The 24534-nt window shown below is 67.7% G+C and carries 19 protein-coding genes; 9 read left to right on the forward strand and 10 right to left on the reverse strand.

The window, feature by feature from the left end; genetic code table 11:
• Positions 1 to 65: 65 nt before the first annotated feature.
• Positions 66 to 497 (reverse strand): ATP-binding protein, encoded by a 432-nt coding sequence (locus ACIBTS_RS36400; RefSeq protein WP_399324965.1) that lies wholly within the window; start codon positions 495 to 497, stop codon positions 66 to 68.
• Between the two features lie 153 nt (positions 498 to 650).
• On the opposite strand from ACIBTS_RS36400, the gene ACIBTS_RS36405 reads away from it, so the two are divergent.
• Together ACIBTS_RS36405 and ACIBTS_RS36410 are read left to right on the forward strand one after the other, a co-directional pair.
• The gene (locus ACIBTS_RS36405) at positions 651 to 1529 is read left to right on the forward strand and encodes a helix-turn-helix domain-containing protein (RefSeq protein ID WP_399324966.1); all 879 of its coding nucleotides are present in this window, start codon (positions 651 to 653) and stop codon (positions 1527 to 1529) included.
• Entirely contained in the window at positions 1526 to 1732 is a 207-nt protein-coding gene (locus tag ACIBTS_RS36410; RefSeq protein ID WP_399324967.1) for a DUF397 domain-containing protein, read from the forward strand. Before ACIBTS_RS36405 ends, ACIBTS_RS36410 begins: the two co-directional genes overlap by 4 nt.
• 4 nt (positions 1733 to 1736) lie before the next feature.
• On the opposite strand, the gene ACIBTS_RS36415 is transcribed toward ACIBTS_RS36410, so the two are convergent.
• The 4 genes from ACIBTS_RS36415 to ACIBTS_RS36430 form a co-directional block, all read right to left on the reverse strand.
• Positions 1737 to 3332 carry an N-6 DNA methylase gene (locus ACIBTS_RS36415; protein WP_399324968.1) on the reverse strand — a complete coding sequence of 532 codons (1596 nt, stop codon included), beginning with the start codon at positions 3330 to 3332 and terminating at the stop codon, positions 1737 to 1739.
• Entirely contained in the window at positions 3329 to 4333 is a 1005-nt protein-coding gene (locus ACIBTS_RS36420; protein ID WP_399324969.1) for a hypothetical protein, read from the reverse strand. Before ACIBTS_RS36420 ends, ACIBTS_RS36415 begins: the two co-directional genes overlap by 4 nt.
• 446 nt (positions 4334 to 4779) lie before the next feature.
• A complete protein-coding gene (locus ACIBTS_RS36425; RefSeq protein WP_399324970.1) occupies positions 4780 to 8397 on the reverse strand; it encodes a DEAD/DEAH box helicase family protein in 3618 nt (1205 codons plus the stop codon).
• A gap of 134 nt (positions 8398 to 8531) precedes the next feature.
• Positions 8532 to 8726 (reverse strand): hypothetical protein, encoded by a 195-nt coding sequence (locus tag ACIBTS_RS36430; RefSeq protein WP_319342521.1) that lies wholly within the window; start codon positions 8724 to 8726, stop codon positions 8532 to 8534.
• 181 nt (positions 8727 to 8907) lie between these two features.
• Between ACIBTS_RS36430 and ACIBTS_RS36435 the strand changes: the two genes are divergently transcribed.
• Positions 8908 to 11043, forward strand: a complete 2136-nt coding sequence (locus ACIBTS_RS36435) for a prolyl oligopeptidase family serine peptidase (protein WP_399324971.1) — start codon at positions 8908 to 8910, stop codon at positions 11041 to 11043.
• Between the two features lie 169 nt (positions 11044 to 11212).
• Here ACIBTS_RS36435 and ACIBTS_RS36440 read toward each other — a convergent pair whose 3' ends face one another.
• The 5 genes from ACIBTS_RS36440 to ACIBTS_RS36460 are packed head-to-tail and all read right to left on the reverse strand — an operon-like array spanning position 11213 to position 16825.
• Positions 11213 to 12286: an ABC transporter ATP-binding protein gene (locus tag ACIBTS_RS36440; protein ID WP_399324972.1), complete on the reverse strand. Its 1074-nt coding sequence runs from the start codon at positions 12284 to 12286 to the stop codon at positions 11213 to 11215.
• Positions 12279 to 13277: an ABC transporter ATP-binding protein gene (locus tag ACIBTS_RS36445; protein ID WP_399324973.1), complete on the reverse strand. Its 999-nt coding sequence runs from the start codon at positions 13275 to 13277 to the stop codon at positions 12279 to 12281. The genes ACIBTS_RS36440 and ACIBTS_RS36445 overlap by 8 nt, the downstream gene beginning before the upstream one ends.
• Before the next feature lie 7 nt (positions 13278 to 13284).
• Positions 13285 to 14268, reverse strand: coding sequence for an ABC transporter permease (locus ACIBTS_RS36450; protein WP_399324974.1), 984 nt, complete (start codon positions 14266 to 14268; stop codon positions 13285 to 13287).
• Positions 14261 to 15184, reverse strand: a complete 924-nt coding sequence (locus tag ACIBTS_RS36455) for an ABC transporter permease (RefSeq protein ID WP_399324975.1) — start codon at positions 15182 to 15184, stop codon at positions 14261 to 14263. Before ACIBTS_RS36455 ends, ACIBTS_RS36450 begins: the two co-directional genes overlap by 8 nt.
• A 6-nt stretch (positions 15185 to 15190) precedes the next feature.
• Positions 15191 to 16825, reverse strand: coding sequence for an ABC transporter substrate-binding protein (locus ACIBTS_RS36460; protein ID WP_399324976.1), 1635 nt, complete (start codon positions 16823 to 16825; stop codon positions 15191 to 15193).
• A gap of 572 nt (positions 16826 to 17397) precedes the next feature.
• Between ACIBTS_RS36460 and ACIBTS_RS36465 the strand changes: the two genes are divergently transcribed.
• From ACIBTS_RS36465 to ACIBTS_RS36490, 6 genes are all read left to right on the forward strand, one after another.
• A complete protein-coding gene (locus ACIBTS_RS36465) occupies positions 17398 to 18426 on the forward strand; it encodes an ABC transporter permease (RefSeq protein WP_399324977.1) in 1029 nt (342 codons plus the stop codon).
• An 82-nt stretch (positions 18427 to 18508) separates the two neighbouring features.
• Entirely contained in the window at positions 18509 to 20275 is a 1767-nt protein-coding gene (locus ACIBTS_RS36470) for an ABC transporter substrate-binding protein (RefSeq protein WP_399324978.1), read from the forward strand.
• A gap of 126 nt (positions 20276 to 20401) precedes the next feature.
• On the forward strand, positions 20402 to 21382 hold the full coding sequence (locus tag ACIBTS_RS36475; protein WP_399324979.1) for an ABC transporter permease: 981 nt from the start codon (positions 20402 to 20404) through the stop codon (positions 21380 to 21382).
• Between the two features lie 50 nt (positions 21383 to 21432).
• Complete coding sequence (locus ACIBTS_RS36480) at positions 21433 to 22470, forward strand: ABC transporter ATP-binding protein (protein ID WP_319676310.1); 1038 nt, start codon at positions 21433 to 21435, stop codon at positions 22468 to 22470.
• 26 nt (positions 22471 to 22496) lie between these two features.
• Positions 22497 to 23561: an ABC transporter ATP-binding protein gene (locus tag ACIBTS_RS36485; protein ID WP_399324980.1), complete on the forward strand. Its 1065-nt coding sequence runs from the start codon at positions 22497 to 22499 to the stop codon at positions 23559 to 23561.
• Positions 23562 to 23720: 159 nt separating this feature from the next.
• Entirely contained in the window at positions 23721 to 24509 is a 789-nt protein-coding gene (locus ACIBTS_RS36490; RefSeq protein ID WP_319676986.1) for a BTAD domain-containing putative transcriptional regulator, read from the forward strand.
• Positions 24510 to 24534: the final 25 nt, after the last annotated feature.

The raw sequence follows: 24534 nt of genomic DNA on the forward strand, positions 1-24534 counted from the left end.
GCTCCGGGTAAGTCATTCGGCCCAGGAATACTCTCCGAATTCCTCCCAGCTCAGCCGGGAATACATCAAGGCGCTTCCATGGCGCACTCGGCCCAGACCGTTTTGCGCGGACGCAGTCCGGGGGTCACGCCCCAGCGGTCGGCGAGCGCCTCGACGAGGACCAGCCCTCGGCCGGACTCGGCGTCCGGGGCGAGTTCCTGAGGGCACGGCAGACGATCGCCGTGGGTGTCGGTCACCTCAATACGCAGGGTGCTCGCGATGACGTATAGGTCGAGACGGAAGTCCCGGCCGGGCACACGGCCGTGAATGGCCGCGTTGGCCGCGAGTTCCGCGACGATCTGACGTGCCGGGTCCAACGGGATTCCCCAGGAGCGCAGTTGCTCAGCGGCGAGCAGACGGCCGAGGCGGGCCCCGCGGGGCGTTGGAGACAGCCGCACGCTGAAGTCACGGACGGGGCGGTCGGGTCGGACTTCGGGGGCAGCGGATTCTTGGATCACGTCACCCAGAGTGGCCGCATCCACTTACCGTGAACAGTGACGACGTTGTTGCGTACGGTGACTGTCCGGCGCTGTCCGGACGTGTGCGGGCTGTCTTGGACCACCGTGCGGGCAAGGGCGTCGCGGCACGTTCGTACGACGGAGGGGTGCGGAATGACACAGGTGGACGACGAGGCGGTACACCTCAAGGGCGAGGCGGACGAGCCGGGTTGGGAGGTGGACCCGGACGACGACTGGGGGCTCGCGATCGTCGCCACGGTCGGGCGGCAGTTGAAGCTGCGCCGCGAGGCGGTGGGGATGCGGGCGGGCAAGTTCGGCGAAGCCGTCGGGTACGGCGAGGACATGATCTACAAGCTGGAGAGCGGCAAGCGGATCCCCCGGCCGGAGTTCCTGGACAAGGCGGACGAGGTGCTGGCGGCGGGCGGGCTGCTGGCAGCGATGAAGGAGGACGTGGAGAAGGTCCGGTATCCGAAGAAGGTGCGTGACCTGGCGGAGCTGGAGGCGAAGGCCGTAGAGCTGCTCTCGTACGGCAATCACAACCTGCACGGCCTGCTTCAGACAGAGGAGTACGCATGGGCGTTGCTGAGAACACGGCGCCCTGTCACTCCGGAAGACCAGTTGGAACAAGCAGTGACGGCGCGCATGGCCCGAAAGGCGATCTACGATCGTTCGCCAGCCCCTGAACTCAGCTTCGTCCTGGAAGAGACGACGCTGAGGCGTCCGGTCGGGGGCAAGATGGTGTGGCGCAGGCAGCTCGAACATCTGCTGGTGATGGCGCAGTTGCGGAACGTCGAAATTCAGGTGATGCCGACGGACCGCTGGGACCACCCTGGGACGGGAGGGCGTATCCAGGTGCTGAAGTTCGGGGACGGTACGGCGGTTGGGCGCATGGACGACGAGTTCAACGGCCGTCCCGTCGACGACCCGAGGCAGCTCCGGATCCTTGAACTGCGCTATGGCATCATCCGGGCCGAGGCTCTGACCGCACGGGAGTCACTGGCCTTCATCGAGCGACTGGTGGGAGAAACATGATCCGCAAGGCCTCTGCCGGGGATTCAGAGCTGGTGTGGTTCAAGAGCAGCTACAGCGACAGCAGTAACCCCAACGACTGCGTCGAGATCGCCACGACCCCCGACATCATCCACGTCCGGGACTCCAAACACATCGTCGGCCCCCGCCTCCAGCTCTCGCCGGAGGCCTGGGCCGACTTCGTGCCGTTCGCGTCCCGGGGCTGACGGTCTACTCGACCTCGGTCTCCGGCACGTCGACCTCGCCGCCCAGAGAGCGGGCGATGGCCGTGAACTCGTTCAGGGCGGCCTGGAGGTCGCGGACGATCTCCTCGGCGATCACCTCGGGCGGCAGGCCGCTGTCGGCGTCTTCGAGGGCGGGGTCCTTCATCCACGTGATGTCGAGGTTGACCTTGTCGCGGGCAATCAGTGCCTCGTAGCTGAACTTCTTGAACGGCCCGTTCTCGTCCTCGGACTCCACCCGGGCCGACCGGGGCTCGCCGACTCCGTAGGCCGTCACGAAGTCGTCGAGGTGGGCACGGGTCAGCGGGCGCTGCTTGAGCGTGAAGTGCTGGCCGGTCCGGAAGTCGTAGATCCAGGTCTCGGTGGTGAGTGGCTTGCCGTCGGCGCGCGGGGGCTTCTTGTCGAAGAAGAGGACGTTGGCCTTGACCCCGCCGGCGTAGAAGATGCCGGTGGGCAGCCGCAGGATGGTGTGCAGGTCGAACTCGTCGAGCAGCTTGCGCCGGACCTTCTCACCGGCCCCGCCCTCGAAGAGGACGTTGTCGGGCAGTACTACGGCGGCGCGACCGTTGACCGCCGTGAGCGACATGATGTGCTGGAGGAAGTTCAGCTGCTTGTTCGTGGTCGTCGCCGTGAAGTCGTCGCGGTCGTACTGAATGTCCTCCCGCTCCACCTCGCCGTCCTGGCCGATGACCGTGATCGCCGACTTACGGCCGAAGGGCGGGTTCGCGAGGACGAGCGTGGCGTGCTTGCCGCTGGGCTTATCAGCGAGGGCGTCGCCTACATCGATGAGGCTCGGGCCGTCGCTCTTGCCGATGCCGTGGAGAAGCATGTTCATCGCGGCGAGGCGGGCAGTGGCGGTGACGAGTTCGTTGCCCCAGATCTTGCGACCCTCGTCGTAGGCCTTCCGCTGGTCCAGCGACATCGTCTTCATGTGATGGTCGCGAATGTAGGAGTACGCGGCAATGAGGAAGCCGCCGGTGCCGCAGGCCGGGTCCGTGATGGTGTCGTCCGGGCCGGGCCTAGTGACATCGATCATGGCGTCGATGAGCGCGCGGGGGGTGAAGTACTGGCCGGCGCCGGTCTTGGTGTCCGAGGCACCCTTGTTGAGGAGACCCTCGTAGGCGTCGCCCTTGAGGTCCGTGCCGGTCATGGACCAGTCTTCACGGCCGATCAGCTCGACGACCAGTTTCTCCAGAAGCGCCGGCTTGGTGATCCGGTTCTGGGCGTCGGCGAAGATCGTGCCGATGGTGGTGCCGGGCTTGTTGCGAAGGTGTTCGAGGGTGTCGCGGTAGTGCTTCTCCAGGGCCGCGCCGCGCTTGCCGACGAGTGACTTCCAGTTGTAGTCGGCGGGCACGATGGCGCTCATGTCCTGGCCGTCCCACGGATCGTTCTCGATCTCGTCGACCATCTTGAGGAAGAGCAGGTAGGAAAGCTGCTCGACGTACTCGATGGTGGACATGCCATTGTCACGGAGGACGTTGCAGTAGTTCCAGAGCTTCGAGACGAGCGTGTTCGTCTGCGCAACGGCCTTGGCCGTCTTCGCACCCGACTCGCTCACGGGCTGCTGGTTGTCTGGGGCGGTCACAGGTCGAACTCCTGCTGGACGGCGAGGGAGGGGGCGGGGGTGGGCTCTGGGACAAGGTCGGCGGGGGCAGCGGCTCGCGTTACGCTGGCGTTACTAACCGTGGCCTTTCGGATGCGCTTCGCTTTCGACTGGCCGACACTCTCGGCGACGATGCGGGTCAGAACGGCTTGGGCAGGTTCGTCATCCGGATCCTGGGAGGCCAGTTTGCCGCTGAAGGCCGTACGCAGGAGAGCATTACGGAGGCCGACGGATCGCTGTCGGGCACTGTCGAGTTCACGCGAGATACGAGCAACGCGGTCAAGCTCGTCCCGTACCTCGTCGACCATGCGCGCCTGTTCGTCAAGCGACGGTACGGGGACGGGGAACCCTTCGATCGTCGCCTGGTCGATCTTGGGCATCGAACCGGCCAGCCCCTTCGCACGAGCCTTGAAGTAAGCACGCCCTCTATGGCTCTGTAGGACCAAGGTTGCGAATTCTGGGAGCACTTCTTCGTTTACGCGAACACGGATGAGCAGGTCGGGAAAGATCGCCCAGTCGTCGGGGCCTTCGTACATCGCAGTCGTACCCACGAGATCCGGGGTGTTAGACCTTTGGACGAGAATGTCTCCTCGACTCAACCAAAGGTCACGCACGCGGTACGGGTCGGCGACGGTCAGCTTTGTGTTGCCGTTGCTGAAATCTCCCTGGGTCACCGCGGTGAGATTGAGCGTCCGGATACCGGATGGATCAGTGGTCGCCTTGGCGGAATGCCCATTCCGCAGCGGCTCCCTCAGCAACTCACCGAGAGGTTTCGCTGCAAGATGGTCCACTCTTGACAACACACTGGTCAGCGTCGCTGACTCAAGGCCTTGCGCCCGACGCCACCCGGCATTCACGCTCGCTACGGCAGCATCCAGCCGCGACAACTGCTCTTCGAGAGCCTCTCCGATGCGATGCTGCTCCGCGAGCGGCGGTAGCGCGACCGGCATCCTCTGCAGCGCCTCTTGCGAAAGGTTGCGCATCGCATCCTTTGTGCCGCTAGCCTTGGCTTCGATATAGGCCCTAGCTTCGGGTGAGCGCAAGAAGTGAACGAGCCACCGTCTACTGACATAATCGCCCGGAACAAGCCGCAAGCTTTTATCTGAAAGAAGCAGCCTGGGTCGACAGGCTCCTACAAGAACTGGGGCTCCAACATACGCCTTCGTATTCGCCCTGCTCAGCAGAATGTCACCCGAGCGAATCTCGTAGGCGGGGTCAAATTCTCTACCCTCAGGAACAGCCTTATTCTCGGTAGCGTCAAAACTTCCCCAGGTCATGGCGCTCACCTTGATGATGCCCCACTCATTCGGCTCGGCGGGCCGCGGTTCACAGGTGAACGACTTACCAGCTTCGATGCGCCGGAGTAGGTCTCCTACCTCGGCCCACGCCCACCCCGCCGGAAGTGCCCTCTCCCCGTCCACGCTCACGCTCACGCCAGTTCCTGATTCAGCTCATCCAACAGTTCCAACGCCTTGTCCTTGTCGCCGAACGCCTTCATGAAGCCCCGGCCTCCACCACGCTCAGTGAAAGGTGCGTGTCCAAAGTCCCCCGGCTCGATGCCAATGTCGTTGACAATGGCGTCCTTTATCCGCTCAAGCCACCACACCTGCTCCTCGGTGAACTCCACACCCGCCTGCTCCTGTCGCAGCAGCCAGCCCTCGAAGCGCTCCTCGACCACCGTACGGTACGGGCGCAGCTCGTCGTCCGCGCCGAGCTCGTAGCGGATGAGGCGCATCAGATCGCCAAGGCCAGCCTCCTTGCCGGGGCTCGCCGCCGCCTTGCCGAGCTCGTCGTAGAGGCCCCACAGGACACCCGTCGTCCACGTCCGGTTGGTCGCCCGGATCCTGCCCGCGAGCTCCTTCAGCGCGTCCCTCGCCTCGCGCGGGCTGACACGGACACCGCTACCGAGCGCCACGCGAATCGCCGCGTTCTCGTCCCGCTGCTCCCGCTCCAGCAGCGAGTTCCATTCAGCCAGCTCCTTGCGAGCCCGCTCCGAGCGCGGTATCTCCCGCATCTCGGTGATCCCGACCTCGGTCGTCTCGTCGTACGTCAGGTCCTGCTGGTGACGGATCTCAAGGATCAGCTTGCGCAGTTCCGGGTTGGCGGTCAGCGGGGCCACCGCGTCCTGGACCAGCTTCTTGGCCAGCTCGGGGCCACCCTCGTGGCGAGCTCGGTCCTGGGTGTCCACGTCCACCGCGTCGGTGATCCGGCGCGACAGGTCGGCCAGGCTGACGCCCCCGGAGGTCTGGGCCAGGAGGCCCTTCTCCTCATCGCCGAGCTGCCGCTCGATGCGGGCGAGGCGACGCGCCAGCGTCTCCGCCTCGTCCGCCGTCAGCGACAGCGTTCCCGCCTTATCGAGGAGTTTCGCGAGCGAGACGCTCTTCTCCCCCGCCGGGATGAGCGGCCGGGCGTCCACCAGCGGGGAGTCCGTGACGCCCACCGCGTCGATCAGGACGAAACGGTCCTTCGTCAGGTCGGGCGCAGCGTCCGGCGTCACCGCCTTCAGCTCGTCCGCGTCGATCGAGCGGGCGCCCCGGCCCTTCATCTGCTCGAAGAGGACCGGGCTCTTGATCGACCGGAGGAAGATCACGCATTCCAGCGGCTTCACGTCCGTACCCGTGGCGATCATGTCGACCGTCACCGCCACCCGCAGTCTGGGCGAGTTGCGCAGGTCGTTGATGAGCGCGTCGGGGTCGTCCCCGTTCTGCCGCGATCGGTACGTGATCTTCTTCGCGAAGGCGTCGCCCCGGCCGAAGACCTCCTTGACCTGCTTCAGCACTTCCTCCGCGTGGTCGTCGCCCGCCGCGAAGACCAGGGTCTTGGGGATGTCCGCACGCCCCGGGAACCACCGCTCCCAGTTGTTCCTGTACGTCGTCAGGACAGCCCGGATCTCGTCTGCGGTGATCACCGTGCGGCCGAGCTGCGCAGTCGTGTACTCGAAGTCCTCGTCGAGCTCTTCGTAACGCTGAGCGCGCGTCTGCCGGTCACGGATGCGCACAGTCGTGCCCGCCTCGATCTTCGCGCCACCGTCCTCCCGCAGGGTCGTGTTCAGGCGCACGATGTCGAAGTCGACGTTGACGCCGTCGGCCACGGCCTGCTCGAACGTGTACTTCGACACCATGTTGTTGTCGAAGAAGCCCTTGGTCTGGCGGGTGGGTGTGGCCGTGAGGCCGACCAGATGGGCGTCGAAGTACTCCAGGACGCCGCGCCACAGGCCGTAGATGGAGCGGTGGCACTCGTCGATGACGATCACGTCGAAGGACTCGATCGGTACGTCGGGGTTGTACTCGACCGTGACCGGCTCATCCGCCGCGTAGGTCTCGTCCAGGTTCGAGACCTTCTTTTCCTCACCCGAGTCGGCGGCTGCCTCGTTCGACTCCGGCTCGTCCGTCTCCGGCCCGTCCGCCAGCTCCTCGCCCTTGAGTAGCGCGTACATGCGCTGGATCGTGGAGATCACGACTGCGGACGTGTCCTGGAGCCCGCTGCGGCCCAGCATGTCCACGTTGTAGAGGTCGGTGAGCTTACGGTTCTCGTCGGGCGTGCGGTACTTGTCGAACTCCGCGTGGGCCTGGCGGCCGAGGTTGTTGCGGTCCACGAGGAAGAGGACCCTGCGGGCACCCGCGTGGCGCAGCAGCCGGTACGTCTCTGTGACGGCCGTGAACGTCTTGCCCGCGCCCGTCGCCATCTGGATGAGGGCACGCGGCCGGTCGACGGCCAGAGAGCTCTCCAGGCCCGTGATGGCCTCGACCTGGGCCATGCGCAGGCCGTGGGTCTCCAGAAGCGGCATGCTCGTGCGGAGGGCGGCGCGGAAGGTCGGCGTGCCCGGCTCCTCGTCCGCCCGCTTCATCCACGCGGCGATGGTCTCGGGGCGATGGAAGGCGAAGACCTCGCGGGAGCGCGCTTCGGGGTCGACGCGGTTCAGGAAGTACGTCTCCGCGCCCGTGCTGACGTAGCGGAACGCGAAGGGTTCCTCCCGGCGCCAGACAGCCATCGCGTGCTCCTTGAGCACCCCGGCCGCGTACCGCTCGTTCTGGGCAAGGGCGCCGGCGAGCGCGGTGCCCTCGCGCTTGGCCTCGATGACGCCGACGATCTTCCCGTCGACGTAGAGGACGTAGTCGGCGCGGCCGGTGGCCAACGTGAACTCTTCGATGGCGACGCCCTTGCCCGCCAGCGGGTTGGCCTCGGACTTGCTCTGGATCAGCCAGCCCGCCTTGGTGAGCATCGCGTCGATCTTCTTCCGCGCCTGCACCTCGTTGAGCGGGGCGGGGCGTTGCGCGCGTTCGACGATGGCCTCGCGGGCGGCGGAAGCGACCTTGCGGGGCTGGAGCCGCTCGCGGTCGTACTGCTGCTGGTGAGCTGCACGCAGGTCGGCGACCTGGGCCTGCAGCTCTTCGACCTGGGCGGCATACGCGGACTTCGACTGCTGCGTACTGGCGATGAGCGCTTCGGCCTCGGCCCGCGCACGACGCTCTGCCTCAAGGCGGTCGCTGGTCTCGGAGAGTTTGACGCGCGACTCGGCCAGCGCACGGCGATGCCCTTCCAGCGCTTCCTGAAGCTCCGCGATCTCCTCGGGGTCGACGGACGGCACATCGGCCGGAAGCGTCGGCGGGACGAACGCGGACACTGTGCGCGTACCGCCCATGGCCCGGTCGAAGAGGTCGCCCAACTGCCAGCACAACTTCAGCGCTTCGAGGGCCTTCGTCGTGTCGAAGAGGTGGTTGTGCGCGGCGTCGTTGCGGCCCCGGCGCAACTGGTCGAACGCCTGACGGCTCCAGCCGACGAGTACGCCCGCCCGCGTGAGCGCGTTGAGACGGTCGAACTGGGTCGTGCCCTCGACCCGTGTGCCGGTGCGGGTGACGAACTCCTCGGCCAGCACCTCACCGAACTGCCCCGCGCTCACGTAGGCGGCGTTCGGGTTGGTCAGGACGGTGAGCTCTGCCTGTGAGCCGTAGATGGCGAGGAGGGGCTGGTAGCCGTACAGACGCCCGAAGTTGGGCGAGGCCTTCGCCAGCTCCCGCAGCCGATCGTCAGCGTTGTGTCCGTTCACGTGCCCCCGCTCAAGCCCTGCACTTGTCCCAGATCCGTCAAGCTTACGGATCTGAGCGCGGGGAAGGCGCGGAACATGGCGACCAGCATCGAGCTCCGGTCAACCGACCACCGGAGCCCACGCGTTCGCCCGCGTCAGAACTTGATGCTGCTGATCATGCTCGCCACGCTCGTCGTCAGATCGTTGATCGTCCCCGCCATGGTCGAGGAGGCGAGGTAGAAGCCGAGCAGGATGCAGACAACCGCGTGACCGCCCTTCAGGCCTGACTTCTTGATCAACAAGAAGACGATGATCGCCAGCAGCACCACCGCCGAAATCGAGAGTGCCACGGCGGCTCACCTCCAAGAACCCGGGAACGTGGGGGCAAAAACAGAACAAGGGAACTTGTAAATCCATACATCAGCCAGCAGGTTCATACCCACACAGCGCTAGTGATCATAACTATGTGTGGGTGCGCATCTCGCGGCGCACAGCCGCACAAGGGGGTCGCATGGCCAATATGGTCGGGCCATGACGACCGAGTCCGACTCCTTCCCCCGCCGGCACGCCCGCACCCAGCGTTTCACGCTCGGCGCGCCGCGTTCGTTCACCGTCGCTCCCGACGGCTCCCGTGTCGTGTTCCTGCGCTCCGACTCCGGGACGAAACGGGCGAACTCCCTGTGGGTGCTCGATCCGGCGGACGGGACGGAACGCCCCGCCGCCGACCCGGCCGCCCTCCTCGGTGGCGCCTCCGAGAACCTCTCGCCCGAGGAGCGGGCGCGTCGCGAACGCAGTCGCGAGGGGGGTGCGGGGATCGTCGGCTATGCCACCGACGAGGCCGTCGAGTTGGCGTCTTTCGCCTTGTCAGGGCGGCTTTTCACGGCCGAGCTGCGGGCCGGGACGGCGCGCGAGATCAGCGTTCCGGGGCCGGTGATCGACCCCCGCCCGTCCCCCGACGGACGGCTCGTCGCGTACGTCGCCGGGGGTGCCCTGCGGGTGGTGGGGGCCGAGGGCGAGGACGACCGGGCGGTGGTGGAACCGGAATCGGACACGGTCTCCTATGGATTGGCCGAGTTCATCGCGGCCGAGGAGATGGGGCGTTCGCGCGGGTTCTGGTGGGCTCCGGAGTCGGACCGACTGCTGGTCACGCGTGTGGACGACACGCCGGTGGAGCGGTGGTGGATCTCGGATCCGGCCCAGCCGAAACGTGACCCACAACACGTACCCTATCCGGCTGCCGGGACGGCCAACGCTGACGTACGGCTGTTCGTGCTCGGCCTCGACGGGGTGCGCACGGAGGTCGTCTGGGACCGTGCGCGGTACCCGTATCTGGCGCGAGTGCACTGGTCAGGGGCGGGGGCGCCGCTGTTGCTCGTACAAGCGCGCGACCAGCGGAGTCAGTTGTTCCTGGCGGTGGACACCGACTCCGGGACGACCCGGATGGTGCATGCCGACGAAGATCTGATTTGGCTGGATCTTTTCCCTGGGGTGCCGTGCTGGAGTCCCTCGGGGCAGCTGGTCCGGATCGCCGACGAGGGCGGCGCCCGGGTCCTCACGGTCGGCGAACGCCCGCTCACCGGAGCCCAGTTGCACGTGCGCGCGGTGCTGGACGTCACGGCCGACGACGTGCTGGTCTCCGCCTCGGCCGGGGAGGGCGCGGCCGTGCCGGAGATCGGCGAGGTGCACGTCTACCGGGTGAACGAGCTCGGCGTGGAGCGCCTCTCCCAGGAGCCCGGCGTGCACTCGGCGGTGCGCGCGGGGCACGTGACCGTGCTGGTGTCGGCGACGCCGGACCGGCCGGGGAGCGTGGCGCGAGTGCTGCGGGACGGGAAGCCGGCGGCGACGGTTCGGTCGTTTGCGGACGATCCCGGCCTGACTCCCCGCGTGATCCTCACCGAGGGGGGCGCACGACGGATCCCGTGCGCCGTGCTTATGCCTACGGACTACCCCGGTGACGCCTCGTCCGGCGCCGCCGGCCCCCTGCCCGTCCTCCTGGACCCCTACGGCGGCCCGCACGGGCCCCGCGTCCTCGCCGCGCACAACGCGCATCTGACCTCGCAGTGGTTCGCCGACCAGGGCTTCGCGGTGGTCGTCGCCGACGGGCGGGGCACGCCGGGCCGCTCCCCCGGCTGGGAGAAGGCGATCCACCACGACTTCACGGTCAGCCTCGACGACCAGATCGAGGCGCTTCAGGACCTGGCCAGGAGTCATCCCCTCGACCTGTCCCGGGTGGCGATCCGCGGCTGGTCCTACGGCGGCTGGCTCGCGGGCCTCGCGGTGCTGCGCCGCCCCGACGTGTTCCACGCGGGCATCGCGGGCGCGCCGGTCACCGACTGGCGGCTCTACGACACCCACTACACCGAGCGGTACCTCGGCGACCCGGCCACCTCGCCGGAGGCGTACGCGAAGAGCTCGCTCGTCACCGACGAGGGGCTCTCCTCCCCCGCCGAGCCGCACCGCCCGCTGATGATCGTGCACGGCCTGGCCGACGACAACGTGGTCGTCGCCCACGCGCTGCGGCTGTCCTCCGCGCTGCTGGCGGCGGGCCGCCCGCACGAGGTGCTGCCCCTGTCGGGCGTCACCCACATGACCCCGCAGGAACAGGTCGCGGAGAACCTGCTGCTGCTCCAGGTGGACTTCCTGAAGCGGTCGCTGGGCCTGCATTAGGCATCCAAGGCGCCCGGGGCACGGGCAACGGGCCGGGGCTACATGGCGCGCCCCGGCCCGTTTACGGCACCCGCACGGCCGTACGCTGTTCAGCCTGACGCGTCCGTATATCGGAATCGGGTCAGCCAAGTTGCCTGCGTGTTAACGCGGTTGATGTGGCTTTGTGTGTCTATGGCGCTGCGTCGCCGTGCTCGTCCGTCGTCCCGGCCGGTGCTTCCTCCGGCGGGACCACCCGGATCTCCTCCGCGAAGTGGCACGCCGAGTCGTGTGCGGCGGGGCCGGTGACGAGGCGGAACTCCGCGGGGACCGCGAGGGCCGGCGCCTCCAGGGCGCAGCGTTCCCGCGCCTTCCAGCAGCGGGTGCGAAAGCGGCAGCCGGAGGGGATGTTCGTCGGGGAGGGGACGTCGCCGGTCAGGATGATCCGCGTCCGCTGCTCCCGCGCCGCCGGGTCCGGGACGGGGACCGCGGAGAGCAGGGCCTGGGTGTAGGGGTGGGTCGGATGGTCGTAGATCTCCTCGTCCCTGCCGATCTCCACGATGCGGCCGAGGTACATGACGCCGACCCGGTCGGAGATGTGACGGACGATCGACAGGTTGTGGGCGATGAAGAGGTAGGCGAGGTCGAACTCGCTCTGGAGCCGGTCCAGCAGGTTGATCACCTGCGCCTGGACCGACACGTCCAGCGCGGACACCGGCTCGTCGGCGACGATCACCTCAGGGCGCAGGGCCAGCCCGCGGGCGATGCCGATGCGCTGGCGCTGGCCGCCGGAGAACTGGTGGGGGTAGCGGTTGATGTACTCCGGGTTGAGGCCGACGACGTCGAGGAGGTCCTGGACCCTTCTGCGCCGGTCGCCCTTCGGGGCCACCTCCGGGTGGATCTCGTACGGCTCCCCGATGATGTCGCCGACGGTCATGCGCGGGTTGAGGGAGGTGTACGGGTCCTGGAACACCATCTGGATGTTGCGGCGGACCGCCCGCAGGGCTCTGCCCGACAGCCGGGAGATGTCCTCGCCCTTGTAGCGGATCCGGCCCTCGGTCGGCCGCTCCAGGTTGACCAGCATCTTGGCGACGGTGGACTTGCCGCAGCCGGACTCCCCGACGATGCCGAGGGTTTCGCCCCTGCCGAGGGTGAAGTCGACGCCGTCGACGGCCTTCACCGACCCGACCTGCTTCTTGAACAGGATGCCCCGGGTGAGCGGGTAGTGCTTGTACAGCCCGCTGACCTCGAGAATCGGCTCAGCCATGCAGGCACTCCCGCCAGAAGTGACATGCGCTCGTGCGGTCCGCCCCCGACTCATCGGCCTCCGACCCGTCGACGTCGTACAGGGGCGGTACGTCCGTGCGGCACACGTCCTGGGCCATCGGGCAGCGCGGGTTGAAGGCGCAGCCCGGCGGGATGTGCAGGAGGTTGGGCGGCAGGCCCTTGATGGCGTAGAGCTCCCGGCCCTTCTGGTCCAGGCGCGGGATGGAGTCGAGCAGGCCGCGGGTGTAGGGGTGGGCGGGGGCCTTGTAGATGTCGTGGACGGGGGCCGACTCGACGATCCGGCCGGCGTACATGACGGCGATGCGGTCGGCGACGTCGGCGACCACGCCGAGGTCGTGGGTGATGAGGATGAGGCCCATGCGGTACTCGCGCCGCAACTCCGCGAGCAGGTCCATGACCTGGGCCTGGACCGTGACGTCGAGGGCGGTGGTGGGCTCGTCGGCGATGATGAGCGCCGGTTCGAGGGCGAGCGCCATCGCGATCATGATGCGCTGGCGCATGCCGCCGGAGAACTGGTGCGGGTAGTCCCTGACCCGCTCCTTGGCGGCCGGGATGCGGACGTGGTCCATCAGCTCCACGGCCTTGGCCCGCGCGTCCCTGCGCGACATGCCCCGGTGGACGACGAACATCTCGCCGAGCTGGTCGCCGACCGACAGCACGGGGTTCAGGGAGGACAGGGCGTCCTGGAAGATCATCGCCATCTCGGCGCCCCGGACCTTCCTGCGCTCGTCCTCCTTGAGGGTGAGCAGGTCCCGGCCCTGGAAGTGGATCTCGCCGCCGGTGATCCGTCCCGGCGGCGTGTCCAGGATCCCCATGACGGCCTGCGCGGTGACGGACTTCCCGGACCCCGACTCTCCGAGCACGGCGAGGGTCTCGCCCGCGTCCACGCCGTAGCTGACGCCGTTGACGGCCCGGGCGATCCCGTCCCGGGTACGGAACTCCACGTGCAGGTCGCGTACTTCGAGCAGCATCCGGCGCTCACCTCAGCTTCGGGTCGAGGGCGTCGCGGACCGCGTCGCCGAGCATGATGAAGGCCAGGACGGTGAGGGCGAGGGCGCCCGAGGGCCAGAGCAGGGCGTGCGGGGCGTTGCGGATGTAGGGGGAGGCGGCGGAGATGTCGATGCCCCAGGAGACGGTCGGCGGTTTCAGGCCGACGCCCAGGTAGGACAGGGTCGCCTCCAGTGCGATGTACGTGCCGAGCGCGATGGTCGCGACGACGATCACCGGGGCGACCGCGTTCGGGGTGATGTGACGCAGCAGGAGGCGGGAGTTGGTGGCGCCGAGGGCCCGGGCGGCCTGGACGTAGTCGTTCTGTCTGGCGGTGATCACCGAGCCGCGGGCGATGCGGGAGATCTGCGGCCAGCCGAGCAGGACCATGAAGCCGATCACCGGCCAGACGGTGTTGCTGGTCACCACGGAGAGGAGGACCAGGCCGCCGAGGACGACGGGGATGGCGAAGAAGATGTCGGTGGTCCGGGACAGGAACGAGTCCCAGGTCCCGCCGAAGAAGCCGGCCAGTCCGCCGAGCACGCTGCCGAAGAGGGCGACGCCGAGCGTGGCCAGGACGCCGACCGTGACGGACGTACGGGCGCCGTAGACGGTGCGTGTGTAGACGTCGCAGCCCTGGCCGTCGTAGCCGAAGGGGTGGCCGGGCTGGGAGCCCTCCTGGGCCTTGGCGAGGTCGCACTTGAGGGGGCTGCCGGAGGCGATGGCCGAGGGCCACAGGGAGATGAAGACCAGGAAGAGGATGACCAGGGCGGAGATCAGGAACACCGGGTTGCGGCGCAGGTCGCGCCAGGCGTCCGACCAGAGGGAGCGGGCCTTCTCGGCCGGTCCGGCGTCCCGCGGCCCGCCGCCGGGCGGTCTCTCGAGGGTCTCGCCCTCCGCCGCGGCCAGGTCCATCGCGCCGCCCATGCCGGTGCCGGCGATCGCGCCCTGCGGTTCGTACGGCTGCTCAGGCATAGCGGATCCTCGGGTCGAGTACGGCGTACAGGAGGTCGACGAGCAGGTTGGCGACCAGGAAGACCAGGACGAGGACGGTCACGAAGCCGACGACGGTCTGGGTGTTCTGGCGGAGGATGCCCTGGTAGAGCTGGAAGCCGACGCCGTGGATGTTGAAGATGCGCTCGGTGACGATCGCGCCGCCCATCAGGGCGCCGATGTCGGTGCCGATGAAGGTGATCACGGGGATGAGGGAGTTGCGCAGCAGGTGCCGGATGACGACCCGGCGGCGCGGCAGGCCTTTGGCCACGGCCGTGCGGACGTAGTCGGAGCGCCTGTTCTCGGCGATCGAGGTGCGGGTGAGGCGGGTGACGTAGGCCAGGGAGACGGAGGCCAGCACCAGGCCCGGCACGATCAGCTCGTCGAAGGTGGCCTCGGCGGAGACGGACGGTTTGATCAAGCCCCACTGGACGCCGAGCAGCAGTTGCAGCAGCAGGCCGGTGACGAAGGTGGGGACGGAGATCACGACGAGGGTGAGCAGGAGGACCCCGGTGTCCACGGGGCGGCCGCGGCGCAGGCCCGTGACGACGCCGAGGGCGATGCCGATGACGATCTCGAAGAGGATCGCGACGACCGTCAGCCGGATGGTGACCGGGAACGCCGTCGACATCAGCTCGGTGACCGGCTGGCCGTTGAACGCCGTACCGAAGTCTCCGGTGAAGACGTTCCCCATGTAGGTCAGGTACTGCTGCCAGACCGGCTTGTCGAGGCCGAACTCCTTCTTCAGTTGGGCGGCGGTGGCCGGGTCGCACTGCCGTTCGCCGCACAGTCCGGCGATGGGGTCGCCCATCACGTTCACCATCAGGAAGATCAGCAGCGTGGCGCCGATGAACACCGGGATCATCTGCAGCAGACGCCGGATCACATACCGGCCCATGGCGGGTCAGCTGACCTTGATCTCGTTGTAGACCGGGACGGAGAACGGGTTGAGCTTCACGTTCGAGAGCCGCTGCGAGTAGCCGGCGCTGCCGTTCTGGTACCAGAGCGGGATGGCGGCCATGTTGTCGCGGACGACCTCCTCGGCCTTCTGGAAGGTCTGCACCGCCTTCGCCGCGTCGGTCTCGGCGTTGGCCTGGTTCACGAGGGTGTCGAAGTCCTTGTCGGACCACTTGCCGTCGTTGGAGGAGGCGTTGGTGTAGTAGAGCGGCTGGAGGAAGTTCTGGATGAGGGGGTAGTCCATCTGCCAGCCCGCGCGGAACGGGCCGCTCATCTTGTGGTCGCCGATCTGGTTGCGGAAGTCGGCGAAGGTGCCGACCGGGTTGCCGACGCAGGCCTTGTCGTTGCCGAGGGCGTTGTTGATGGAGTTGCAGACCGCGTCGACCCACTGTCTGTGGGATCCGGTGTCCGCGTTGTATGTGATTTTGACCTGGCCGCCGGGGAGGCCGCCGCCCTCCTGGATGAGCTTCTTCGCGGCGGCGGGGTCGTAGTCGCAGGCGTCCCCGCACAGGCCTTCCTTGAAGCCGCCGTCCTTGCCGAGCACCGGGGAGGTCCAGTCGGTGGCGGGGGTACGGGTCTTCTGGAAGATCGTCTCGGTGATCTGCTTGCGGTCGATCGCGCGGGAGAGGCCGGTACGGACCTTGTCGGAGCCGCTCTTGTTCCAGGCCTTGTCGTAGTAGGGGAAGGCCAGGGTCTGGATGATGCCGGCGGGGGTGTTGAGGTAGCGGTCGCCGAGGTCGTTCCTGACGTTCTTGAGCTGGGCCGCGGGCACGTCGTCGACCAGGTCGAGGTTGCCGGCCATCAGGTCGGTGTAGGCGGTGTTGTTGTCGGTGTAGACCTTCAGGGTCACTCCGTCGTTCTGCGCCTTGTCGTCGCCGGGGTAGGCGTCCCACTTCTTCAGGGCCATCTGGGAGCCCTTGGTGTAGGAGTCGATCGTGTACGGGCCGTTTCCGATCGGTTTCTTCAGCCAGTCGGCGTGGTCGGTGAAGAAGGACTGGGGCAGGGGGGCGTAGGCGGCGTAGCCCAGGGTGTCGGGGAAGGTGGAGAACTTCTGCGTGAGCCGGACGGTGAACGTCCTGGCGTCGACGACCTTGAGCCCGGAGAGGGTCTCCGCGGTCTGCTTGCCGCCGCCGGCCGGGTGGGTCCTGGTGTAGCCGTCGACGTACTCGAAGAAGTACGCGTTCTTCTGGTTGTTCTTCAGGCTCGCGCCGTAGTTCCAGGCGTCGACGAACGATCTGGACGTCACTTTCTCGCCATTGCTGAACGTCCAGCCGTCCTTGACGGTGATCGTGAAGTTCTGGGAGTCCGTGGTGTCGATCTTCTCGGCGAGCATGTCCTCGGCCTTGCCGGTCTCCGGGTTGTACCGCTTCAGGTTGCGGAAGATCATGTCGAGGACCTTGCCGCCCTGCACCTCGTTGGTGTTGGCGGGTTCCAGGGGGTTCTGCGGGTCTCCCCAGGAGGAGCTGAGCACCGCGCCGCCATCGCCGCCTCCGCTGCCGCTCCCGCCGCCTCCGCAGGCGGTGGCCGCGAGCGCTGCCGCCGCCGCGCAGGCGGCCCACCTGGCGTGCGTGGCTCCACGCATGGATGCCTCCTCATTGCCGCGCTTTTACCTGAGCGCTGTGCCGTCAGCACCTGAGCGCCGATCTGCCCGATCCACCTGATCCGTTAACGGTCAATATCAACTCAAAAGGCCCACAACGCACACGGACCGCGCCCAACGGACGGTAGACAGGGGGCTATTCGGGGGATGACGCAAGAGTGGCGACGACAGACAGCAGGTTCCTGCTGGGGGGTCGAAAAGGATCTACTGCGCAGGTCACAATGGATCTCCGGCACGGTGCGCAACGGAACCCCGCCATCCGATGCCGAACCGTTGGATTGTGACCCCGAGATGTACGCATTCCGACACCCAGGCGACCGGATATCGAACTCGTTGCCCGATTCGCGCAGTTGGCCCGAATTTGGACACGGGACGATTACGGCGCGCTACACGCGTAGCTACGGTACGGTCAAGTCCAGGCAAAGGAAGTAAAGAGAAGACCAAGGCAGACCAGAATTTATTGACCTTGAATGAATTACGTTGAAAAAGTCCCGCGTAGCCCGTAGGGGAGTGCCCTGCGGAGTCATCAGACCCTCCCTTGGGCCAGGAGCACCATGACCCCCCCAACTCCATCAGCGGCTGCCCCGCTTGAGGTGACCGACGAGAGCGTCGAGAAGTCGACCACTTCTGACGCTCCGAAGGCCAACGAGAGCCGGTCTCCCGGGCAACTCGCCTGGCGCCGTTTCAAGCGAGACCGTACGGGCGTCATATCCGCGTTCGTCGTGATCGCCTTCTTCGTGGTGTCGCTGTGCGCGCCGCTCATCGCCAAGGTCTACGGCAAGGACCCGTACACGACGTACGGGATCGACACCCCGGGCCTGCTCGGCGACAACGGCTTCCCCACCGGGGCCAACGGCGGCATCAGCGGCGAGTTCTGGTTCGGCATCGACCCACAGCTCGGCCGCGACGTGTTCACGTTCCTGCTCTACGCGATCCGCAACTCGTTGCTCATCGCCACCGCCATCACGGCCCTCGTCGTGATCATCGGCGTGGTCGTCGGCGTGACCGCGGGTTACATCGGCGGCAAGACGGACTGGTTCCTCGGCCGGGTCATGGACATCCTGCTGGCCTTCCCGTCCCAGCTCTTCTTCGTGGCCTTCACCCCGGTCGTGATCGCGCTCTTCGTGACCCCCGAGGAGAACACCCCGGTCTGGCTCACGGTCGCCTCCCTCATCGGCCTGCTCACCGTCTTCGGCTGGGCCGCCATCGGGCGTCTGCTGCGCGGCCAGGTACTGGCCCTGCGCGAACGGGAGTTCGTCGAGGCAGCCAAGGTCACGGGCGCATCTCCGGCACGCATCATCTTCAAGGAGCTGCTGCCGAACCTGTGGACTCCGATCCTCATCCAGGCGACCCTCAACCTGCCGCTGATGGTCACCACGGAGGCGGGCCTCGCCTTCCTCGGCGTCGGTCTGCAGGACCCGACCCCCGACTGGGGGCTCATGATCGGATACGCCGCGACGTTCTACCAGGACGACATCACCTTCCTGCTCTTCCCGGGCCTGACGATGGTGATCTTCGTACTGGCGTTCAACCTGCTCGGCGACTCGGTACGCGACGCGCTCGACCCGAAGACCAAGCGCTGACTCCGGCTCTTTTCAGGACCACGGCAACGACGCCGGGGTGCCGGACCCTCTCTCATCAACTCACTTCCCTAGGCAGGATGCGATGTCCTTTTCGCGCAGAAACTTCCTGATAGCCACTGGCGTTGCCGCCGCGTCGAGCTCCGTGCTGACCGCGTGCAGCAGCGGCGACTCCAGCAGCAACACCGGCTCCACCGGCAAGCAGGAAGCCGCCCAGGCCAAGGCCACGGTGGTCAAGATCGGCACGGCGGAGGACTCCAAGGGCCCGGCCCCCGAGGTCCCCGGCGCGAAGAAGGGCGGCAAGGTCTCCCTCCTCAACGACGACGACTTCTCGCACCTCGACCCGCAGCGCATCTACTACGCCTGGAACTCGCTGGCCGCGATCGTCATCTCCCGCACGCTGACCGGCTACAAGATCGGCGACGACGGCTCCATGACCCTGGTCGGCGACCTCGCCACCGACGTGGGCACCATGAAGGACGCCGGCAAGACCTGGTCCTTCACCCTGAAGGACGGCATCAAGTGGGAGGACGGCTCCGACGTCACCGTCGATGACGTCCGCCACGGCTTCGAGCGTGCCTTCGCCAGCTTCATCACCGAGGGCGCCGTGTACGTCCAGCAGTGGCTGACGGGCAGCTCGGACTTCCGCAAGTCCTACTCCGGCCCCTTCACCGGCAAGCACCTGAAGTCCATCGAGACCAGCGGCAAGACCATCACGTTCCACCTCTCCGAGGCGCGTCCGGACTTCAACTACGTCGTCGCGATGCACTCCTACGCGCCCACCCCGGTGAAGAAGGACACCCAGCAGAACTACGACAAGAAGCCGGTCTCGAACGGCCCCTACAAGATCAAGTCGCACGTCACCGACAAGTCGATGGTCCTGGTCCGCAACGAGAACTGGGACCCGGCCACGGACTCGATCCGCAACGCCTACCCGGACGAGTTCGACTTCACCTTCGGCATCGAGCAGCTGACCGCGATCGACCGTCTGCTGGCCGACTCCGGCCCCGACCAGTACGCCGTCTCGTGGCGCACCATCCCCAGCGAGCGCATCGCCAAGGCGACCACCCAGGCCAAGGACCGCGTCTTCGAGGGCCTGGGCAACGGCGTCAGCGTCTACTGGATCAACACCACCCGCATCACGGACATGAAGGTCCGCGAGGCGATCATCAAGGCCTGGCCGACGGCCGCCATCCGCCAGCTGCAGGGCGGCACCCACCGCGGTGACTACGCGACCGGCATCATGAGCCCGCTCGTCGCCGGCTACGAGTCGCAGGACGTCTGGGGCAAGCTGAAGAACCCGGCGGGCGACCCGGCCGCCGCGAAGAAGATCCTGGAAGAGGCCGGCAAGACCGGCGCCAAGGTCGTCTACGCGTACCAGAACGACCCGGTCCAGGCCAAGATCAAGGTCGTCATCGAGCAGGCCCTGAAGAAGGCCGGCTTCGAGGTCGTCACCAAGCCGGTCGACTCCACCACCTGGTACGACGAGACCGGCAAGATCGCCAACCCGTTCGACATCTACTGGGGTGGCTGGGGCTCCGACTGGCCGACCGGCTTCTCGGTCTTCCAGCCGCTGTTCGACAGCAAGGTCATCGCCGACGGTGGCCAGAACTACTCGCACCTCAAGGACCCGGCCGTCGACGCCGCCATCAAGGCCGCCACCGCCGAGCCCGACCAGACCAAGGCCAACAAGATGTGGGCCGCCCTGGACAAGCAGGTCACGGAGACCGGCGCCTTCATCCCCGACGTGTACATGAAGCGCATCTACATGCACGGCTCCAAGCTCGGCAACGTGAAGATGGACCCGAACTTCGACGGCTGCATGCTCTACAAGCTGTACGTCAAGGCCTGATCCATCCCCTGAGCGGTGGGGGCGGCCGTGAGGCCGCCCCCACCCTCGGCTCTCGTCCTCCGGGCCTCCCGGTCACCCCGGCCCGGCCCGATCCGCACGACGGCCCTCCCAGGAAAGCCACTCCCCATGCTTCGCTTCCTCGTCCGCCGAGTCCTCGGCGCCGTGATCACGCTGTTGATCATCAGCGCGGTCACGTTCATGCTCTTCTACGCGGTGCCGCGCGACCCGGCCCGGCTGGCCTGCGGCAAGCTCTGCACCAAGGAGACGCTTGAGCTGATCCGCCACAACATGGGGATCACGGACTCGCTGCCGGTGCAGTACTGGCACTGGCTCACGGGCATCTTCCTGGGCCGTGACTTCCCGGGCTTCGGTCACTGCGACGCGCCGTGCCTGGGCTACTCGTTCGTCAACCGCGAGCCGGTGCTCTCCACGGTCTGGAGCCGCTTCCCGACGACCTTCTCCCTGGCCATCGGCTCGTCCGTGGTCTTCCTGATCTTCGGCGTCGGCATGGGCATGCTCGCCGCGGTGAAGCAGGGCCGCCCCACCGACAAGATCGCCTCCAGCGCCTCGCTGATCGCCTCGTCGATGCAGATCTACTTCGTGGGCACGCTGGGCCTGTACTTCTTCGTGTACCAGTGGCACATCCTCGACCAGCCGTCGTACACGGACTTCACCGACAACCCGGCCAGCTGGTTCACCGGACTGATGCTGCCCTGGCTGGTCCTGGCGCTCATCTGGACCGCCAACTACACCCGTATGACACGCTCCCAGCTGGTCGAGACGCTCAGCGAGGACTACGTCCGCACCGCCAGAGCCAAGGGCATGTCCCGGCGCAACGTCTTCTTCCGCTTCGCCTGGCGCGGCGCGATGGGGCCGATCGTCACCATCTTCGGCATCGACATGGGCGTCCTCCTCGGCGGCGCGATGATCACCGAGAAGACCTTCAGCCTCCAGGGCATCGGCATGCTGTCCGTGAAGTCCGTACAGACGAACGACCTGCCCATGCTGCTCGGCGTCATGATCATCACCGCGTCCTTCGTGGTCCTCGCCAACATCGTGGTCGACGCCGTGTACGCCCTGATCGACCCGCGCATCCGCCTCGCCTGACCCACCCGTCCGCCGGCTACCCCCGCATCACCCCCCTCTGGAGCGTCCCCGTGACGAGCACCGATCAGCAGCCCTTCCTGTCCGTCAAGGACCTGAAGGTGCACTTCTCGACCGAGGACGGCACCGTCAAGGCCGTCGACGGCCTCTCTTTCGACCTCGTTCGCGGCAAGACGCTGGGCATCGTGGGTGAGTCGGGGTCCGGCAAGTCGGTCACCAACCTGACCATCCTGGGCCTGCACAACCCGGACAGCACCCACGTCGAGGGCTCCATCGTCCTCGACGGCGAGGAGCTGAACGGCGCCGCGGAGAAGACCCTGGAGAAGCTGCGCGGCAACAAGATGTCGATGATCTTCCAGGACGCGCTGGCCTCGCTGTCGCCGTACCACACCATCGGCAGGCAGATCGGCGAGACGTACCGCAAGCACACGGGCTGCTCCAAGCAGGAGGCCCGGGCGCGTTCGATCGAGATGCTGCGGCGGGTGGGGATCCCGCAGCCGGAGACCCGGGTGGACGAGTATCCGCACCAGTTCTCCGGCGGTATGCGCCAGCGCGCGATGATCGCGATGGCGCTGGTCTGCGACCCCGAGCTGCTGATCGCCGACGAGCCGACCACGGCGCTCGACGTGACGGTCCAGGCGCAGATCATGGACCTGCTCAAGGACCTCCAGCGGGAGTTCGGCACCGCGATCATCTTCATCACGCACGACCTGGGCGTCATCGCGGACATCGCCGACGAGGTGCTGGTGATGTACGGCGGCCGGTGCGTGGAGCGCGGCACGAAGCGGGAGGTGCTGCGCGACCCGCAGCACCCGTACACCTGGGGTCTGCTCAGCTCGATGCCGAGCCTGGACCACCCGGTCGACGTGCCGCTGAACCCGATCCCCGGGTCGCCGCCCTCGCTGCTGAACCCGCCCTCGGGCTGCCGTTTCCACCCGCGGTGCGCGTTCGCCGAGAAGGTCGACGGGGGCCGGTGCGTCACGGAGCAGCCGCTGCTGCAGATCACGGACGGCCGGGGCTCCGCCTGCCACCTCACCGCCGACCAGCGCGCCGAGTACTTCTCCGACCTCGCCGGCAGCGCGGCGAACTGACGTACAAGAGACGGGATTTCATCACCATGAGCAACACCACCCCCCTCCTGGACGTCTCCGGGCTCACCAAGCACTTCCCCATCAAGGGCGGCTTCCCGATCCGGCGTACGGTCGGCGCGGTGCAGGCCGTCGACGGGCTGGACTTCCAGGTCGCCGAGGGCGAGAGCCTGGGCCTGGTCGGCGAGTCCGGCTGCGGCAAGTCGACGACGGGCCGGCTGATCACCCGGCTGCTGGAGCCGACCGCCGGCACGATCTCCTACCGCGGCCAGGACATCACCCACGCGGGCCGCAAGGCGCTCGCGCCGATCCGGTCCGAGATCCAGATGATCTTCCAGGACCCGTACGCGTCGCTGAACCCGCGCCAGACGGTCGGCAAGATCGTCTCCGGCCCGATGGAGATCAACGGCATCAACCCGGCCGGCGGGCGCGAGGCGCGCGTGCGCGAGCTGCTGGAGATCGTGGGTCTCAACCCCGAGCACTACAACCGCTTCCCGCACGAGTTCTCCGGCGGCCAGCGGCAGCGCATCGGCGTCGCCCGGGCGCTGGCCCTCGAACCCAAGCTGATCGTGGCCGACGAGCCGGTCTCCGCGCTCGACGTGTCCATCCAGGCGCAGGTCGTCAACCTGCTCCAGAAGGTGCAGCGGGACCTGGGCATCGCGTTCGTCTTCATCGCCCACGACCTGGCCGTCGTACGGCACTTCTCGCAGCGGGTCGCGGTCATGTACCTCGGCAAGATCGTCGAGATCGCCGACCGCGACGAGCTGTACGGCAACCCGCGCCACCCCTACACCCGGGCGCTGCTGTCCGCCGTGCCCGAGGCCACGGTGCAGGACGAGGGGACCGCGGGCCGGGAGCGCATCCGCCTGGTCGGCGACGTGCCCTCGCCCATCAACCCGCCCTCCGGCTGCCGCTTCCGCACCCGCTGCTGGAAGGCGACGGACAAGTGCGCGAGCGAGGCCCCGCCGCTGGTGCAGGTCGAGGGCAACAAGTCCGGCCACCTGACGGCCTGCCACTACCCCGAGACGGCGGACGCCCCGCCGGCCGAGGTGCCGGCCCCCCGCCTCACCAAGGACCCCGAGACGGCGGCCTGACCCACCCCCCTTCCAGCGGCCGAAGGCCCGCGCCCACCCGGCGCGGGCCTTCGCTCGTTCCTCCTGAGTCCAGCCGTGCACGAACCATGCGCCACCCGAACACGGCGCGCGCACAGTGGTGACTCGAGTGGTTCGAGGTACGGGGTACGGGGGTTTGTCATGGAAATCCAGCTGCTGGGGTGTGTCGAGGCGCGGGCGTGGTCCGGTGACAAGATGCCGCTGCCGCACGGCACCAAACTGCTGCTGGCGGCGCTGGCGTGGACCCCCGGTGCCTTCGTGGCCGACGAGACGCTGATCGAGCGGGTCTGGCAGGAGCGCCGGCCCCAGCATCCGCGGGACGCGCTGTACATCCAGGCCACGCGGCTGCGCAAGGCGCTGCGGGCCGACGGGCAGCAGGACGAAGGTTTCGAACTGGCCCGCAAGCGGGGCGGGTACGTCCTCGCGATCGACGAGGAGCGGGTCGACACCGCGCGGTTCCGCGGCCTGGTCCGGCAGGCACAGCAGACCGCCCGCACCGGGGACACCGACACCGCTCTCGGCCTCTACGCGCGGGCCCTGGAGCTGTGGCGGGGCGAGCCGCTGTCGGACGTGCGCACGGCCTGGGCGGAGTCGGCGCGGGTCGCGCTGCGGCGCGAGCACCGGGAGGCGCTGGTCGGCAGCACGGAGCTGTCCCTGCGGGCCGGACGGCACGACGAGTGCCTGCCGCAGTTGCAGTGGCTGGCCGAGATGCACCCCTTCGACGAGAAGGTCGCGGGCCTGCTGATGCTCGCCCTGCACCGGGGCGGCCGCCAGGCGGACGCGCTGGACTGCTTCCAGCTGCTGCGCCTGCGGATGGTCGACCTGCTCGGGTGCGAGCCGGGCCCGGACCTGCGGTCGCTGCAGGAACGCATCCTCGCCCGCGACCCCCGGCTGCGGCTCGGCAGCGCGTACGCGACGTCCGCCCGCTGACGGCGGCGAGGCGGGGGCCCCCGCT

The organism is Streptomyces sp. NPDC050121 (assembly GCF_044460385.1).
Taxonomy (GTDB): domain Bacteria; phylum Actinomycetota; class Actinomycetes; order Streptomycetales; family Streptomycetaceae; genus Streptomyces; species Streptomyces soliscabiei.